Origin of the sequence: Amycolatopsis sp. NPDC051371, assembly GCF_040682155.1 — a bacterium.
GTDB lineage: Bacteria > Actinomycetota > Actinomycetes > Mycobacteriales > Pseudonocardiaceae > Amycolatopsis.
In genome coordinates this window covers 39,831-54,176 of the sequence record NZ_JBFBAG010000028.1, presented here as the reverse complement: position 1 = coordinate 54,176, position 14,346 = coordinate 39,831, and the positions used below count along the sequence as shown (strand labels likewise).

The following is a 14,346-nucleotide window of genomic DNA, read 5'->3' as shown; positions in this document are numbered from 1 at the left end:
CCGAGGCGGCGGGTCCCTCCCCCGGCGGACCGCTGCCGGTCTGGACCGCCCGAGCGATGGGCTGGCGGCTCATCCGACAGTGCGCTCCGGCTCGGCTTGCGCCAGGGACGGCGGGCCGGTCCGGCCGGCTGACGCACGGGCGCGACACCTGCGCAGGCGAGCTGACTCAGCCCGCCTGGGACGGCTGCCGGTCCTGGCCGCGGCTGCCTGAACAGCTCGACTCACCTCGGCAACAAGCACCGCCGCACCTTTGCGGCAACCGAAGTCTCAGTCCTTCGCCCGCCGATTCCCAGCCGCATCACGGCGAAGGCGGTTCGCCTCCTCCGAGATCTCCCCGAGCTGCTCCGCCAACCCGGCGTGATCATCGGCCAGGTGGGGCCGCGCCGCGGCCAACGGCGGCAGCAGCGTCGCCGGGTCGTCGTCGCCCAGTGCCTTTCCCAGGCGGTCCGCGCTCTCCTGGGCCGCCGGGCCGAGGCCGTCCAAGGCGCTCACCCGGCCGGCCAGCTGGCGCAGGATCACCGAGTTGCGGCGCGCCCAGTCGGCGACCGCTCGGTCGCCCGCCCGGCGGTCGCGTTCCGCGTCGACCCGGGCCTCGCCCGTCTTCTCCCCCGTGTTCGACGGCTGCAGCCGCAGGTAACGCCGTTCCGCGGCCTGGCGGCTCGCCACGCCCAGCGCCGGCGCCAGCGCCACCCAGCTGGCGCCCGCCGCGCGGGCCGCGGTGATCAGCTCCGGCTCCCAGCCGGCCAGCTCCTCACGCAGCACGCGCAGGCCGGACAGCGCGGACAGCAGCCGATCCTGGTCCGCCGAGCCGGCGCGGGCGGCCGCGACCGCCTCGTGGACCCGGCGCAGCGCGTCGGCGGGGTCGCTTGCGTCCATTCGTCATCCTCCCGACGACCCACATCTTGTCATCCTTTTGACGACATGCTAGAACGAAAGGGCGTGTTGACGCCAGAGTCGTCGAGCTCCGGAGGTGGATGCCGATGTTGATGCGCAGCGATCCCGACCGGTTCAGCCGGCAGGCGTTCGTTCGGTCCTTCCGCTCCGTCGCCGGTTCCGGCGAACGCCGGGCCTGACCTCCTCACGACGCCGAGGAGAAGCACGTGACCACCCAAAGACTCGTGACGGACGAGCGCGCGCCCGTGACCGCCCTGCTCGAGGAGCTGTTGGAGCGGATCGCCGCCGACGTGCCGGGCGCCGTCGGCGCGGCAGTCTCCGTGCACCACCACGGAAAGCCGCTGCACGTGGCCGCCGCCCACGGGCTCGCTTCCACCTTCGTCGCGGCCCAACTGGAGGGGCTCGGCGGCCCGGTCCCGACCGCCGGCCGCACGGGCGAGCCGGTCGTCACCGCCGACGTCTTCACCGACGAACGCTGGCCGTGGCTCACCCTGTGCGGCCTGATCGAGCGTCACCCTGAGCTGGCAGCGGGCTGGGCGCGCGTCCGCGGCGTCGCGGCGCTGCCCGCCCCCTGGGACGCCGAGGACAGCCTGGTGCTGTCGGTGACGCTCGATCGGCCCGCCACCGAAGAGACCCTGGAAGTATTGCGGCGCAACGAAAGGCTCACGGCGATGGCGCTGGTCGTCGCCGAAGCGGCCCGGCCCGACCGGACCGAGCAGATGCTCGACCTCCTGCAGTCACGGGCCGCACTGGAAGAGGCGAAGGGCATCGTCATCGCGCTGCGCCGCTGCGACCCCGACGAGGCCTGGGAGACGCTGAGACGAGCGAGCCAGCAGTTCAACGTCAAGGTGCGAGAACTCGCCGTGGCGCTGGTGGAACTGCTGGCCGGAGCCCCGGCGCCGCAGCCCGGCGGCGAACGCACGATCCGTCCGAGTCCCGCTGCCCGGGTCGCCGCCGAGCGGGTGGTGCAAGCGTTCGAGGGCGCGCTCGAGCTGACCGGCATGTAGCGCCGAGCCGCGAGCTCACCCCCGGCCGGCTCAGATCGGCTCGATGCGGAACACCGCGATGCGCTCCGCCGCCGCGGCGGCCGCGTCCGGGGTCGCCGCCTCCGCGAGGCCCGTCGTCACCAGCCGCTTTCCCACGCTGGCCGGGCTTTTCGCCACCAGCTCGCGCAGGAGCGGGCGCCGCTCCTCCACCGGGACCTCCGCCAGCCGGGCCGCCGACGTGCGGCGGCCACGGGTGAGCGTCACCTCGGCCGCCGCACGGGCGTTCGCGACCCAGGCCGCCTTCGGGTAGGCCTGGAAGATGTAGCGGTCGCCGTCGATCGGGATGACCGCGATCGGGAACGTGCGCGGCAACCCCGTGCGCCGTCCGGGCACGGTGAGCAGCTGCATCGGGCCGAACGCGACCCCCAGCCGTTGGAGTCCCACGACGATCTTGTTCCCGGCGTTGACCATCCGCCGGTAGTTCTGCGCTGTTGTCATGCCACGACCGTACACGAGATCGTATGAAACTCATATGATCTCTGATTCGTACTCAGTGGCGCTCCGGGCCCGGCTGCGATTCCGGCGGCAGCGGGTCCGGCACCGGCGTGCCGGGGTCGGGGGCCGGCAGGTCCGGATCCGGGCCGGGCAGCGACGGGTCCGGCACGGTGGGACCGGGATCGGGCGGGGTCGCCTCGGGCGGCGCCGGGGGTGCGGTCATACCTGCTGCGGTCGGCATCGGATTTCCCTCCGCCACTGCGCCGTCCGCGACTCGGACGACGATCACTGGTGGCTACCACCGCCGCGCGAAGCGGAAACACCGACCGGCGCCCACGCCCGGCGGCCGAGGAAGGCCAGCATCCGCGTCTGCTCGTCGACGCCGGCGGGCGGGACGAGCTCCGGTCCGAAGAACCCCGGTCGGCGCACGACGTTCGCCCGCGCCCAGTCGAACGCCACCGCGACGAGCTCCGGCGGGAGCCGCACGTCCTGACCGGCCGCCGAGCCGATGTCCCAGCTGTGCGCGACGAGGTCGGTGATCAGCAGCGTGACGATGCCGGCGACCGGGATTTCGCCGAGTCCGGGCAGCGAGACCGGGCGGCGCAGCTCGTCCTCGGTCAGCGTGGCGACCGCCGCGGCCCGCCACGTCTCGACGGGGTTCGTCCCGGCCAGCACGCCGGGGTGCGGCGCTCCCGGCGCGCCCGCGGTCTCGGCGTAGTCCGCGCCGGTCGCCCAGGCCCGCAGCCGGTGCTGACCCCAGACGACGTGCCCGGCGACGTCCCGCACCGACCACTCCGCACACGCCGACGGCGTGTCCCACTGGTCGTCGCGCACCGCCGTCAGCACCGCGTCGAACCCGTCCTGCGCGCGCCGGTACATGTCCATCGTGTCCATTTCGCTCCTTCGCCGAGGTGTCCTGTCCCCCGAGGACGAACGGGCGCGGCCGGACTCGACAGTTGACCCTGACACCGTGTCAGCCGCTATTCCGGACCCATGACGTTCTTCCGCACCGCCACCGAGGTGGCCGCCGACCTCCGCCGGGGCACGCTCTCGTCCCGCGAGCTGACCGAGCAGCTCTTCACCCGCATCGACGCCTCCGAGATCAACGCCGTCGTCGCGACCCGCCGCGAGTTCGCACTCGACGCTGCGTCGAAAGCCGACGCGACGACCGGCGGGCCGCTGCACGGTGTCCCGATGACGATCAAGGACGCCTTCGCCGTCGCCGGAATGGCCACGACCTGGGGTGAGCCGGCGTTCGCCGACACCGTGGCGGAGCAGGACGCCGCGGTCGTGGAACGGCTGCAGGACGCGGGCGCGATCGTCGTCGGCAAGTCGAACGTGCACCACCTGCTCGCCGACTTCGGCCGGACCGAGAACCCGGTCTACGGGCGGACGGTGAACCCGTGGGACCACGCCCGGACGCCGGGCGGGTCGAGTGGTGGCGCGGCGGCCGCGCTCGCGGCCGGACTGTCCTTTTTGGAGTACGGCTCCGACCTGGCCGGGTCGATCCGGATCCCGGCCGCGTACTGCGGTGTCTACGGCCTCAAGCCGACGCCGGGAACCGTGCCACTGCGGGGTTTCCAGCCGCCCGGGCCGCCGGCAGATCCCGTCCGGGAGTTCCCGTCGGCGGTCGGTCCCCTGGCCCGCTCGGCCGCCGACCTGCGGCTCGCGCTGAGCGTCACCGGCGAACCGGGAGCGCCCTCACGCCGGTCGCGGCTCGCGGACTTCCGCGTCGGTGTCGTGCTCGACGACCCGAGCTGCCCAGTGACCGGCGAGGTCGGCCGTGTCCTGTCGGACGCCGTCGACGCGCTCGCCCGGGCGGGTGTGCGGGTAGCTGCAGGCTGGCCGGACGGCGTCGACCCGGTGGTCCAGGCGGAGGCGTTCGGGTTCCAGGTCGAGTGGTTCTTCGCCGCGATGGAAGGCCGCGAACTCGAAGGCACGGACGAGCAGGAGCGGCAGCGGGCGACATTGGGCGCGGCGTGGGCGCGGTACTTCGCCGACGTCGACGTCTTCCTCTGCCCGACCGTGTTCACGACGGCGTTCCCGCATGAGGACCGGCACCGCTACGACGACCAGGTGTTCTGGATCGCGCAGGCGTCGCTGCCCGGGCTGCCGGCGGTGAGCGCGCCGGCCGGGGGCGCGCTGCCGGTGGGGCTGCAGGTGGTCGGGCCGGCGCACGCGGACGACACCGCGATCACGTTCGCGGAGCTCGCCGCGGACGTCCTCGGCGGGTTCGTCCCGCCTGCGGAATGATCGGGCGGTGTTTTCGATCAGCGACTTCGCCCGCCACGGCCGGGTGTCGGTCCGCATGCTGCGCCACTACGACGCGCTCGGGCTGCTGCGGCCGGCCCGCGTCGACGCCGCGACCGGGTACCGCAGCTACACGGCGGGTCAGCTGGCGCGGCTGAACCGGATCGTCGCGCTGAAGGACCTCGGGTTCACCCTCGAGCAGGTGGCGACGCTGCTGGCCGACGACGTCTCGGCGGAACAGGTGCGCGGCATGCTCACGCTGCGGCGCGCGGAGCTGGAAGCCGCCCTGGCGGAAGGCGCGGCGCGGCTCACACAAGTCGAGGCGCGGCTGCGGACGATCGAGGAGGAAGGTCGCGCGCCCGACGTCGTGGTCAAGGAGCTGCCGGCGATGCGGGTGGTGGAGCTGACGGGCGTGGCGGCGGGATTCGCGCCGGAGGCGATCGGCCCGGTGGTGCACCCGTTGTGCGCGGAGCTCGGCCGCCGCCTCCCCGCGGCGGACGTCACCCCGGCCGGGCGGCTGACGTGCTACTACGAGCAGCGCGCGGAGGACGAGGTCGTCGTGCACGCCGCGCTTCCGGCGTCCGTCGGCTCGGGCGACCTCAACGGTCTGGAGGTGGCGGATCTGGCTCCGGTCCGCGCGGCGACGCTGGTCCACCGCGGCGCGATCGACGGCGTCCTGCCGAGCTGGCAGGCGGTGGTCCGGTGGATCGACGACCACGGGTTCACCTCGGCGGGGGCGCAGCGGGAGCTTTACCTGGACTGCCCGGAGGATCCCGCGGGCTGGGTGACGGAGCTGCAGGAGCCGATCGGCTAAGGCCGGTGGGCGTGCTCGACCGGGAGGTCGCGGTCCAGGTGGTCCGCGTGGTGCAGCGCCTGGGCCAGCAGGCCGCGCACATGGTCGTCCGCCGCCGAGTAGTAGACGAAAGTTCCTTCGCGGCGGCCCTTCACCAGGCCCGCCAGCCTGAGCTTCGCCAGGTGCTGGCTGACCGCCGTCGGGGCCGCGCCCGCCAGCTCCGCCAGGCATGCCACCGACGACTCGCCCTGCAGCAGCGCCCACAGCACCTTGATGCGGGTCGGGTCGGCGAGCAGGCGGAACGACTCCGCGGCCAGGTGGACCTGCTCGTCGGTGGGCATGTCGAACTCCGGCAGCGACGCGTGCATGGCGTGAACCTTACTACTTGCGTATCTGCGTGTATGCGCAGATAGACTCGCAGCATGGGACACGGACATCGGCGACATGAACACGGACACAGCCACGACTCCGCAGGCCGCGTCGACCACGCCCTCGAAACCAGCCGGCGCGGCCTGCGCACCCTGGGGTGGTCGTTCGGCGCGCTGCTCGTGACCGCCGTCGCGCAGCTGGTGCTCGTGCTCGTCACCGGGTCGGTCGCGCTGCTCGGCGACACGATCCACAACTTCGCCGACGCGCTGACCGCCGTCCCGCTCGGCATCGCGTTCGTGCTGGGCCGGCGCGCGGCGACGCGTCGCTACACCTACGGCTTCGGCCGCGCGGAGGACCTCGCCGGGGTGGTCGTCGTGCTGTTCGTCGCGGCTTCGGCGGCGCTCGTCGGGTACGAGTCCGTCCTGCGGTTGCTCGATCCCCGGCCGGTCGGCCATCCGTGGGTGGTCGCGGTGGCGGGGGTGATCGGCTTCGCCGGCAACGAGCTCGTCGCGCGGTACCGGATCAAGGTCGGCCGGGAGATCGGCTCGGCCGCGCTGGTCGCGGACGGCGTGCACGCCCGCACGGACGGCTTCACGTCGCTGGCCGTCGTCGCGGGTGCGGCCGGGGTGGCGTTCGGCTTCCCGGCGGCGGACCCGATCGTCGGGCTCGGCATCACGGTCGCGATCGTGTTCGTGCTGCGCGACGCGGCGAAGGAGGTGTTCCGGCGGCTGCTGGACGCCGTCGACCCGGCGTCGGTGGAGCTGGCCGAGCGGACGGCGCTCGACGTCGAGGGCGTGCTCGGCGCGCGGGACCTGCGGATGCGGTGGATCGGGCACCACCTGCGGGCCGAGCTGGCCGTCACGGTCGCCTCGGAGCTGACGGTGCGGGAGGCCCACGCGCTCGCGCACACCGTGGAGCACCGGCTGGTGCACACGATCCCGCGGCTGGCCGCGGTGGTCGTCCACACCGAACCGGCCGTCGGCGCGGAACTCGCGCACTAGCTCCGGCGCAGCCCGAACGCCAGCTTCAGGACGATCAGCAGCACCGTGCCGAGGATCAGCGGCTGCGCGAGGATCAGCTGGACGACCGGCGGCATCACCTTCAGCGTCGTCGCGGGCACGAACAGGCCGCCGATCGCCGTGATGAACGGGAAGCCGGCCAGCATCAGGTTGTCTCGGGACCAGTGCACGCCCGAGAGGACGTCGATCGCGCTGGCGAACAGCACGCCGAACAGCACCGTGCCCGCCGCGGCCAGCACCGGCAGCGGGACCGCCTGCAGCAGCCGGTCGAACGGACCGAGCCCGCCCAGCACCAGCAGGATCACGCCGGTGGCCAGCGTGGCGTACCGCGAGCCGACCTTCGTCACGCGCAACAGGCCGATGTTGTCCGGGTACGCCAAAGTGGACAGTCCGCCGAACACCGCGCCGACCGTGCTGCCGAGGACCTCGCCGAACACACCCTGGGACACGCGGTAGCCGGACAGCTCCTGCCCGCCCCAGCCGGCCACGATGTCGTAGGTGGCGATGCTCTCGGCGATCGCGGGCAGCAGCGTGATGAAGAAGATCAGCACGAGGTCGCCCTGCACGGCGAAGCCGAACGGGAAGATCCGCGGCACCGTGACGCCGAGGTTCTCCCCCACCGCACCGAAGCTCGTCGGTGCGAGCAGCGCGTAGACGACCGTCCCGGCGACCACCGCGACCAGCACCGCGCCGCGGCGGAGCAGGGTTCCCTTGGGCAGCAACGTCAACGCGATGACCAGCGCCGCCGCGACGCCGCCGGCGAGCAGGTTCACCCACGGGAAGCCCGGGCTCGTGGGCGTGCCCAGCCAGTTGGGCAGGGCGGTGCTCGTCAGCTGGGTGGCGAGGATGAGCACGAGCACGCCCGAGATGATCGGGTCGCGCACGAACCGGGCCAGGTAGGTGATCGGGCCGAACCGCTTGAGCGGGATCGTGATGACGCACCAGATCAGCCCGGCGACGACCATCGACCCGAACGCGGCGCCGAGGCCGCCGCGCCCGTGTCCGACGGCCAGGAGCGCGGCCAGCGAGCCCGCGTACGGGCCTTGGATGATCGGCAGCCGCAGCAACAGCACCGACTGCAGGATCACCACCAGCCCGGACGTCATGAACGTGACGCCGTAGAGGTACGCGGTGTCCGCGGCGGACAGCTTGAACGCCGTGCCGATCAGCGCGGGGAAGATCAGCAGGCCCGCCATGCCGAGGATGTTCTGGATCCCGAGCCCGACCGCGCTGCCGACGCGGACCTTGTCGTCGATGCCGACGTCGAAGACGGGCGCCGTGTCGGCCGGCGGGACGGTGATGCGAGTGGTCATGTCGACTCCGGAGCCGCGGCGCGCAGGCGGGCGGCCCAGCGCTCGAGGATCCCGGCGAGCACGACGCGGATGAGCGCGGACGCCTTCATCGCGGGCACCGCGGCCGGAGGCGGCGCGAGGACCGGAGCGGGGACGTCGGGGGCTTCGCCGGCCGGTTCGCCGTGCTCGATGCGGTCGCGCACCCGGGACGCCAGTTCCCCCACCATCCGGCCCGAGACGTCGGCCATGATCCCGCGCCCGAACTGCGCGAGTTTGCCCGAAATCGTCAGCTCGGTCGCGAGCACGACGTTCGCGCCCTCGCCCGACGGCGTCACGCGCATCGTCGCGCGGGCCTTGGCCGTTCCGGAGCCGCGCGTGTCCTTGCCGTCGGCGAGCAGCACGGCGGTCCGCGCGGCCGCGTCGCGCTCGACCACCTTCGCCACGCCCTGGTAGGCCGCGGTCACCGGCCCGACCTTGATCTTCACCTTGCCCTGGTACGCGTCGTCGCCGAGATCCTCGGTCAGCTCCGCGCCCGGGAAGCACGCGGCGACGTTGTGGGCGTCCTGCAGGAACCGGTACACCTCGTCGGGGTCGGCGGCGACCTCGAAGGAGTTCTCGATGAGCATCAGGAGACCTTCTTCTTTTCGGCGACTGAGGCGGCGACTGAGGCGGCGGCGAGCAGAGCGTCGACGACGCGGGCGGGCGTAACCGGCGCGCGCGTCACCCGGGCGCCGAGCGGGCGCAGCGCGTCCTCGACGGCGTTGGCGATCGCGGCCGGCGGCGGGACCGTGCCGCCCTCCCCCGCACCCTTCGCACCGAGCGGGTTGAGCGGACTGGGCGAATGGATGTGGAACAGCTCGACCGGCGGCACCTCGGCCGAGGACACCAGCGCGTAGTCGAGGTAGCTGGTGGCCTGCGGCGTGGCCTCGTCGTCGTAGACGGCCTCTTCGTACATCGCGTTGCCGAGGCCGTGGGCGAACCCGCCGAGCACCTGGCCGTCGACGAGCAGCGGGTTGATCACGGTCCCGCAGTCGTGGCCGATGACGTACTTGAGGATGGTGATCCCGCCGGTCTCCGGGTCGACCTCGACCAGCGCGGCGTGCGCACCGCTGGCGTAGGCCGCCCGCTCCGGCGAGAAGTAGCTCGCCGTCTCCAGGCCGGCCGTGATCCCGCGCGGCAACGTGATGCCGTGCTTGCCGATGTTGGCCACCTGTGCGAGCTGTTGCAGGGAAACGGACTTCTCGCGGTCACCCCCGAGGCAGACGTGGCCGCCGTCGAAGTCCACTTCGGACACGTCGCAGCCGAGAAGCACCGCCGCCGTGTCCAGAAGCCGGGCCCGCATCTGCTTGGCCGCGTCGAACACCGCCGGGCCGCAGGTGGCCGTGATGCGCGAGGCGAACGTGCCCTGGCCGAACGGGATCCGCGCGGTGTCGCCGGTCGTGACGTCGATGTAGGCCATGTCCAGCCCGAGGCCGTCGGCGGCGATCTGGGCGTAGATCGTCTCGTAGCCCTGGCCCTGCCCGGCCGCGGCGAGCGTCACGAGGAGCCGGCCGCGGTTGGTGACGCGGATCTTCGCGCCTTCGTACGGGCCGAGCCCGCAGCCTTCGACGTACACGGCGAGCCCGATGCCGATATATCGTCCTTCTTCGCGCAACCGCGCCTGTTCCTCGCGGGCAGAGGCGTACCCGATCCGCTCGAGCGCGCCTTCCAGCAGCGCCGGGAAGTTCCCGCTGTCGTAGGTGAGCGGGCTGCCGTCGCGGAACATGATGCCGACCTGGTACGGGAACTCGTCGGCCTGGATGAGGTTGCGCCGCCGCACTTCCGCGGGGTCGAGGCCGAGGTGCGCCGCGATCCGGTCCATCATGCGTTCCATCACGAACACCGCCTGCGGCCGCCCCGCGCCCCGCACCGACGAGGTCGGGACCATGTTGGTGTAACAGGCCCGCAGCTCGATGTCGATGTTCGGCACCTTGTACGGGCCGGGCACCGTCGACGTCGTGATCGACGGCACCTGCAGTCCGGCACAGTACGCGCCCTGGTCGTGCTCGATCACGTCCTTGACGGCCAGGAGCCGGCCGTCCTCGTCGAAGCCGACCTCGACCTGGTGCGTCTGCGAGCGTTCCATCATCGCCGAGACGAAGTTCTCCTGCCGGTCCTCGACCCACTTCACCGCGCGGCGCAACCTCTTCGCGACCCACGGGATCACGACCTCTTCGCCGTAGAACTGGGCTTTGGGGCCGAAGCCGCCACCGACGTCCGGCGGGGCGATCACGCGCAGGTCGTCTTCGGCCATCTCGTAGATCATCGACAGCTGCTGGCGCGCGTAGTGCGGCGACTGCGTGGTGTCCCAGATGGTCAGCTGCCCGGTCGCCGGCTCGAAGCGCGCGGCCACGGCCCGCGGTTCCATGGAGTGGCCGCCGCCGCGCATGACGAAGAACTCTTCGCTCAGCGTGTGCGGCGCGGCGCTCAGTGCTTCCGCCGCGTTGCCCGCGCTCTGGGTGAGCAGCACGGCCACATTGGACTCGCCGCCCGTGTGGACGAGGGGTCCGCCGGGGCGCAGCGCGGCGGCCGTGGAGCCGACGGCGGGCAGCACCTCGTAGTCGACGTCGATCAGTTCCAGCGCGTCCTCGGCGATGTACCGCGACTCCGCGACGACGACGGCCAGTGCTTCGCCGACGTAGTGCAGCTCCTCCGGCGGCATCGGCAGCCGCGGGTAGTCGCGCAGCTGCGGGTGCTGCACCTTGGGCGCCAGGGGTTTCTGGATCTCCATCAGGTCCGCGCCCGAGAACACCGCGACGACGCCCGGCAGTGCGAGCGCCTCGGAAGCGTCGAACGCCGTGATCCGCGCGTGCGCGTGCGGCGAGCGCAGGAAGGCGGCCGCGAGGGCGTCGGGCAGGTCGAGGTCGTCGAGGTAGCGGCCCTGGCCGGTGAGCAGCCGCTGGTCCTCCCGGCGCGGAAGCCGGGCGCCGATCATCGCCTCAGGCATCGGACCGTCCCTTCGCGACGTCCAAAACGGACTGGACGAGCCCGCTGTAGCCGGTGCAGCGGCAGATGTTCCCGCTCAGGACCTCGCGCGCCTGGGCCTCGTCGCGGACGGTGTCCTCGCGCAGCGCCGCCGTGACGCTCATCAGGAACCCCGGCGTGCAGAACCCGCACTGCAGGGCGTGGTTGCGTTTGAACGCCTGCTGCAGCGGCGCCAGTTCGCCGTCCGTGGCCAGGCCCTCGACGGTCTCGACCACCGCGCCGTCAGCTTGGACGGCGAGCATCAGGCACGCGCGCGTCGCGGCGCCGTCGACGATCACCGTGCACGCGCCGCAGACGCCGTGCTCGCAGCCGAGGTGTGTGCCGGTGAGCCGCAGCTTTTCGCGCAGGAAGTCGGCCAGGGTCAGCCGCGGGTCGACGGTCTCGTCGAACGGCTCGCCGTTGACCGTGCCCCGGACCCGCCGGGTGGTTTGCTCAAGCATGGGCCTTCTCCGTGATGTCGGCGAGCGCGCGCTTGACCAGCACGCCGGTGAGCCGGGCGCGGTACTCGGCGCTCGCGTGGATGTCGCCGGTCGGGTCGACCTGGGCGCGGGCGGTGGCCTCAGCAGCCGCGCCCAGGTCGGGTCCGAGGGGCTGCCCGATGACGAGCAGTTCGGCGTCGGTGAGCCGCTGCGGGGTCGGCGCCACGCCGGCCGCCGCGATCCGGCACGCCGTGACGACGCCGTCGTCCACTTCGCACACCACGGCGACCCCGGCCAGCGCGAAGTCGCCGCGCCGGGTGGCGAACTCGCGGAACGCGGAGAACTGGTTCGCTCCGGGCCGGTCGACGCTCACCTCCAGCAGCAGTTCGTCCGGCTCGAGTGCGGTGGTGAGGTGGAACAGGAAGAAGTCCGCCGCGGACACGGTCCGGACACCTCGGGCCGAGGCGACGGTGAACTTCGCGTCCAGCGCGGTGAGCACGCTCGGCAGTTCGGCGGCCGGGTCGGCGTGGGCCAGGCTGCCGCAGATGGTGCCGCGGTTGCGGATCTGCGGGTGGGCGACCTGGTGCAGGGCCTCGGTGAGGACCGGCAGCAGCCGCGCGACGTCGGCCGAGCGTTCGAGCTGCCGCTGCCGGACCAGGGCGGGGATCGTGATGGTGGCGTCGCCGAACGTCGTCGTCGCCCACCGCTCGCCGATGCGGTTGATGTCGACGAGGTGCTCGACGTGGGCGAGGCGGAAGTTGAGCATCGGCATCAGGCTCTGGCCGCCGGCCAGGACCTTGGCGTCGTCGCCGAGGTCGCGCAGCAGCTCGAGGGCTTCGTCGAGCTCGCGCGGCGCGTGGTAGGTGAAGCGGGCGGGTTTCATCGGGTCTCCGTGACGCGGCGCAGGTGCTGCCGGACGCGGCCGGCGAGCAACGGGCGTTCGACGAGCGACAGGTGCCGCAGATCGGGCAGGATTTCGAGCTCGGCACCGTCGATGCCCTCGGCGAGCTGCCGGGCCATCGACGGCGGGGTCGCGTAGTCGTGGCGTCCCACCAGCACCAGGGTCGGCGCGGTGACCGATGGCAGCAGCGGCCGGGAATCCATGGCCCCCATGGCGATCGACGCCGCCGCGTGGGCTTCACTGTTGGTGCGCAGGAAGATCTTCACGACGCGGTCGGCTTCTTCCGGGTGCCGGTCGCGGAACTCCGGGGAGAACCAGCGGTCCAGCTGGAAGGTCACCTGCTTCGCCCGCGGCACGGCGACGGCCTTCTGCGCGCGTTCGGCCCAGGTCGTGACGGCGTCTTCGCCGTACCAGGCCGTGGTGTCGGCCAGCACGAGCGAGCGGACGCGCTCGGGGTGGCGGCCGGCGAAGTTCACCGCGACGCTGCCACCCATCGACAGGCCGAGCAGGCTCGCCGCCGGGAGGTCGAGGGCGTCGAGGGTGCGGGCGACGTCGTCGGCGAGGTCTTCGATGCTGAACGGCTTGCCGTCCCACGCGCTGTCGCCGTGGCCGCGCAGGTCGAGGGCGAAGACCTGGAACTCGTCGGAAAGGGCTTCGGCCAGAGGCGTCCACAGTTCGCCGGAGAGCGCGAGCGGGTGCAGGAGGACCAGGGGTTCTCCCGCGCCGCGGCGGCGCACGGCCAAGGGCTTGCTCATGCGGGCCTCCGGAAGAGCGTGTCGGCGTTGGTGTGCAGGATCGCTTCGACGGCCACGGTGTCGAGGCCGCTTTCGCGGACCGTCCGGACCGGCTCGGGGTCGCCGAGCGCGAACGGGTAGTCGCTGCCGAGCAAAAGCTTTCCGGAACCGACGAGCCCGGCCAGGAACGCGATCGACGGGCCGGACAGCCCGACGGTGTCGTAGTGGAAGTCGCCGAGGTACGCGGACGGCTTCTCGCGCGCCAGTTCGCCGGCGAAGGCTTCCTTGGTGCGGTAACCGCCGTCGAGCCGGTGGGCCTGGTAGGGCAGGAACCCGCCGCCGTGCACGAGGACCAGCCGCAGGTCCGGATGGCGGTCGAGGACACCGGCGAGGATCAGCTTGGTGATCGCGACGGTGTTGTCGATCAGCCGGCCGTGGACGTTGCCCATCGTGCCCAGCGAGGTGAGGTCGCCCGACGGCCCGCACGTCGGCGGGTGCAGGACCACCGGGATCCCTTCGGCCGCGGCGAGCGTCCACAGTGGATCGAAGGACGGCTCGTGCGGGGCCGGGCCCGCGGGCGGGTCGGTGTTGAGGATCAGCCCGGCGAACTCGGGCCGTTTCCAGGCTTCGAGGAGGTCTTCGGCGGCCTGGTCGCCGTCGTCGGTGGCCACCGAAGCCAGCGCCACGGTGCCGGCCGCAGATTCGGCCATCGCGTCGTTGACCGTGCGCGCCCAGTCGCGGGCGCGGGCCGGGTTCAGCGGAGCCGACTGGATGTCCAGCCACGGCGACAGGATCTGCCGCGTGACGCCCGCCTGCCGCTGCCAGCCCGCACGCGGCCCGGCTTCGGTCATCCGCGCGCCGATCGGCCGGGTCTCGCCGGTGCCGGGCACCGCCACCACCCAGCCCGCCTCGGTGCGCCGCGCCGAGAACCCCGCGACGGGGGCCTGCTCCAGCGCGGTCAGCAGCGAGGGCGGCACGATGTGCGCGTGCGTGTCGAGGACTTCCGTCCGACTCACCTCCACGATCGGGTTGCTTGCGCCGAACGCTAAGCGGGGTGGTGCCGCCGGGACCAGCGCGCTTTCCTGGCAGCAGGCGTAAGGAGAACTGACAGCCGGGGTCTCGCTTCCGGCGGCCGTTCGTGTTGCCATGAACGTCCACAACGGAAAGGCG

Annotated in this window: 16 protein-coding genes; 4 read left to right on the top strand and 12 right to left on the bottom strand. The window is 72.6% G+C overall.

Going from position 1 to position 14,346, the window contains the following annotated elements; all coding sequences use genetic code 11:
- Positions 1-267: 267 nt before the first annotated feature.
- Entirely contained in the window at positions 268-876 is a 609-nt protein-coding gene (locus AB0M59_RS30535) for an HSP18 transcriptional regulator (protein WP_364621883.1), read from the bottom strand.
- 224 nt (positions 877-1,100) lie between these two features.
- On the opposite strand from AB0M59_RS30535, the gene AB0M59_RS30530 reads away from it, so the two are divergent.
- Positions 1,101-1,901 (top strand): ANTAR domain-containing protein, encoded by an 801-nt coding sequence (locus tag AB0M59_RS30530; protein WP_364621880.1) that lies wholly within the window; start codon positions 1,101-1,103, stop codon positions 1,899-1,901.
- 30 nt (positions 1,902-1,931) lie between these two features.
- On the opposite strand, the gene AB0M59_RS30525 is transcribed toward AB0M59_RS30530, so the two are convergent.
- Genes AB0M59_RS30525 through AB0M59_RS30515 form a run of 3 tightly spaced genes read right to left on the bottom strand, consistent with a single transcriptional unit; the run spans position 1,932 to position 3,269 of the window.
- Positions 1,932-2,378: a nitroreductase family deazaflavin-dependent oxidoreductase gene (locus tag AB0M59_RS30525; protein ID WP_364621878.1), complete on the bottom strand. Its 447-nt coding sequence runs from the start codon at positions 2,376-2,378 to the stop codon at positions 1,932-1,934.
- 52 nt (positions 2,379-2,430) lie between these two features.
- Positions 2,431-2,616 (bottom strand): hypothetical protein, encoded by a 186-nt coding sequence (locus AB0M59_RS30520; protein ID WP_364621875.1) that lies wholly within the window; start codon positions 2,614-2,616, stop codon positions 2,431-2,433.
- Between the two features lie 44 nt (positions 2,617-2,660).
- Entirely contained in the window at positions 2,661-3,269 is a 609-nt protein-coding gene (locus AB0M59_RS30515) for a TIGR03086 family metal-binding protein (protein WP_364621872.1), read from the bottom strand.
- A 99-nt stretch (positions 3,270-3,368) separates the two neighbouring features.
- Here AB0M59_RS30515 and AB0M59_RS30510 point away from each other — a divergent pair, with 99 nt between their 5' ends.
- On the top strand, positions 3,369-4,628 hold the full coding sequence (locus AB0M59_RS30510; protein ID WP_364621869.1) for an amidase family protein: 1,260 nt from the start codon (positions 3,369-3,371) through the stop codon (positions 4,626-4,628).
- A 7-nt stretch (positions 4,629-4,635) separates the two neighbouring features.
- A complete protein-coding gene (locus tag AB0M59_RS30505; protein ID WP_364621866.1) occupies positions 4,636-5,439 on the top strand; it encodes a MerR family transcriptional regulator in 804 nt (267 codons plus the stop codon).
- On the opposite strand, the gene AB0M59_RS30500 is transcribed toward AB0M59_RS30505, so the two are convergent.
- The gene (locus AB0M59_RS30500; protein WP_364621863.1) at positions 5,436-5,786 is read right to left on the bottom strand and encodes a metalloregulator ArsR/SmtB family transcription factor; all 351 of its coding nucleotides are present in this window, start codon (positions 5,784-5,786) and stop codon (positions 5,436-5,438) included. The genes AB0M59_RS30505 and AB0M59_RS30500 overlap by 4 nt on opposite strands.
- Before the next feature lie 54 nt (positions 5,787-5,840).
- Here AB0M59_RS30500 and AB0M59_RS30495 point away from each other — a divergent pair, with 54 nt between their 5' ends.
- Entirely contained in the window at positions 5,841-6,788 is a 948-nt protein-coding gene (locus AB0M59_RS30495) for a cation diffusion facilitator family transporter (protein ID WP_364621860.1), read from the top strand.
- On the opposite strand, the gene AB0M59_RS30490 is transcribed toward AB0M59_RS30495, so the two are convergent.
- The 7 genes from AB0M59_RS30490 to AB0M59_RS30460 are packed head-to-tail and all read right to left on the bottom strand — an operon-like array spanning position 6,785 to position 14,192.
- Positions 6,785-8,119 carry a solute carrier family 23 protein gene (locus AB0M59_RS30490; RefSeq protein ID WP_364621857.1) on the bottom strand — a complete coding sequence of 445 codons (1,335 nt, stop codon included), beginning with the start codon at positions 8,117-8,119 and terminating at the stop codon, positions 6,785-6,787. The genes AB0M59_RS30495 and AB0M59_RS30490 overlap by 4 nt on opposite strands.
- On the bottom strand, positions 8,116-8,724 hold the full coding sequence (locus AB0M59_RS30485) for an SRPBCC family protein (RefSeq protein WP_364621854.1): 609 nt from the start codon (positions 8,722-8,724) through the stop codon (positions 8,116-8,118). The genes AB0M59_RS30490 and AB0M59_RS30485 overlap by 4 nt, the downstream gene beginning before the upstream one ends.
- Positions 8,724-11,084 carry a xanthine dehydrogenase family protein molybdopterin-binding subunit gene (locus AB0M59_RS30480; RefSeq protein ID WP_364621852.1) on the bottom strand — a complete coding sequence of 787 codons (2,361 nt, stop codon included), beginning with the start codon at positions 11,082-11,084 and terminating at the stop codon, positions 8,724-8,726. The genes AB0M59_RS30485 and AB0M59_RS30480 overlap by 1 nt, the downstream gene beginning before the upstream one ends.
- The gene (locus AB0M59_RS30475; protein ID WP_364621849.1) at positions 11,077-11,562 is read right to left on the bottom strand and encodes a (2Fe-2S)-binding protein; all 486 of its coding nucleotides are present in this window, start codon (positions 11,560-11,562) and stop codon (positions 11,077-11,079) included. Before AB0M59_RS30475 ends, AB0M59_RS30480 begins: the two co-directional genes overlap by 8 nt.
- Positions 11,555-12,424: a xanthine dehydrogenase family protein subunit M gene (locus tag AB0M59_RS30470; RefSeq protein ID WP_364621847.1), complete on the bottom strand. Its 870-nt coding sequence runs from the start codon at positions 12,422-12,424 to the stop codon at positions 11,555-11,557. The genes AB0M59_RS30475 and AB0M59_RS30470 overlap by 8 nt, the downstream gene beginning before the upstream one ends.
- Positions 12,421-13,197 (bottom strand): alpha/beta fold hydrolase, encoded by a 777-nt coding sequence (locus tag AB0M59_RS30465; protein WP_364621844.1) that lies wholly within the window; start codon positions 13,195-13,197, stop codon positions 12,421-12,423. Before AB0M59_RS30465 ends, AB0M59_RS30470 begins: the two co-directional genes overlap by 4 nt.
- Positions 13,194-14,192, bottom strand: a complete 999-nt coding sequence (locus AB0M59_RS30460) for an amidohydrolase family protein (RefSeq protein ID WP_364621841.1) — start codon at positions 14,190-14,192, stop codon at positions 13,194-13,196. The genes AB0M59_RS30465 and AB0M59_RS30460 overlap by 4 nt, the downstream gene beginning before the upstream one ends.
- Positions 14,193-14,346 lie beyond the last annotated feature (154 nt).

Excerpts from the sequence above, each read along its gene's own strand:
- AB0M59_RS30535 (WP_364621883.1), bottom strand. The coding sequence starts at position 876 with ATGGACGCAAGCGACCCCGCCGACGCGCTGCGCCGGGTCCACGAGGCG.
- AB0M59_RS30525 (WP_364621878.1), bottom strand. The coding sequence starts at position 2,378 with ATGACAACAGCGCAGAACTACCGGCGGATGGTCAACGCCGGGAACAAG.
- AB0M59_RS30520 (WP_364621875.1), bottom strand. The coding sequence starts at position 2,616 with ATGCCGACCGCAGCAGGTATGACCGCACCCCCGGCGCCGCCCGAGGCG.
- AB0M59_RS30515 (WP_364621872.1), bottom strand. The coding sequence starts at position 3,269 with ATGGACACGATGGACATGTACCGGCGCGCGCAGGACGGGTTCGACGCG.
- AB0M59_RS30510 (WP_364621869.1), top strand. The coding sequence starts at position 3,369 with ATGACGTTCTTCCGCACCGCCACCGAGGTGGCCGCCGACCTCCGCCGG.
- AB0M59_RS30500 (WP_364621863.1), bottom strand. The coding sequence starts at position 5,786 with ATGCACGCGTCGCTGCCGGAGTTCGACATGCCCACCGACGAGCAGGTC.
- AB0M59_RS30495 (WP_364621860.1), top strand. The coding sequence starts at position 5,841 with ATGGGACACGGACATCGGCGACATGAACACGGACACAGCCACGACTCC.
- AB0M59_RS30490 (WP_364621857.1), bottom strand. The coding sequence starts at position 8,119 with ATGACCACTCGCATCACCGTCCCGCCGGCCGACACGGCGCCCGTCTTC.
- AB0M59_RS30485 (WP_364621854.1), bottom strand. The coding sequence starts at position 8,724 with ATGCTCATCGAGAACTCCTTCGAGGTCGCCGCCGACCCCGACGAGGTG.
- AB0M59_RS30480 (WP_364621852.1), bottom strand. The coding sequence starts at position 11,084 with ATGCCTGAGGCGATGATCGGCGCCCGGCTTCCGCGCCGGGAGGACCAG.
- AB0M59_RS30475 (WP_364621849.1), bottom strand. The coding sequence starts at position 11,562 with ATGCTTGAGCAAACCACCCGGCGGGTCCGGGGCACGGTCAACGGCGAG.
- AB0M59_RS30470 (WP_364621847.1), bottom strand. The coding sequence starts at position 12,424 with ATGAAACCCGCCCGCTTCACCTACCACGCGCCGCGCGAGCTCGACGAA.
- AB0M59_RS30465 (WP_364621844.1), bottom strand. The coding sequence starts at position 13,197 with ATGAGCAAGCCCTTGGCCGTGCGCCGCCGCGGCGCGGGAGAACCCCTG.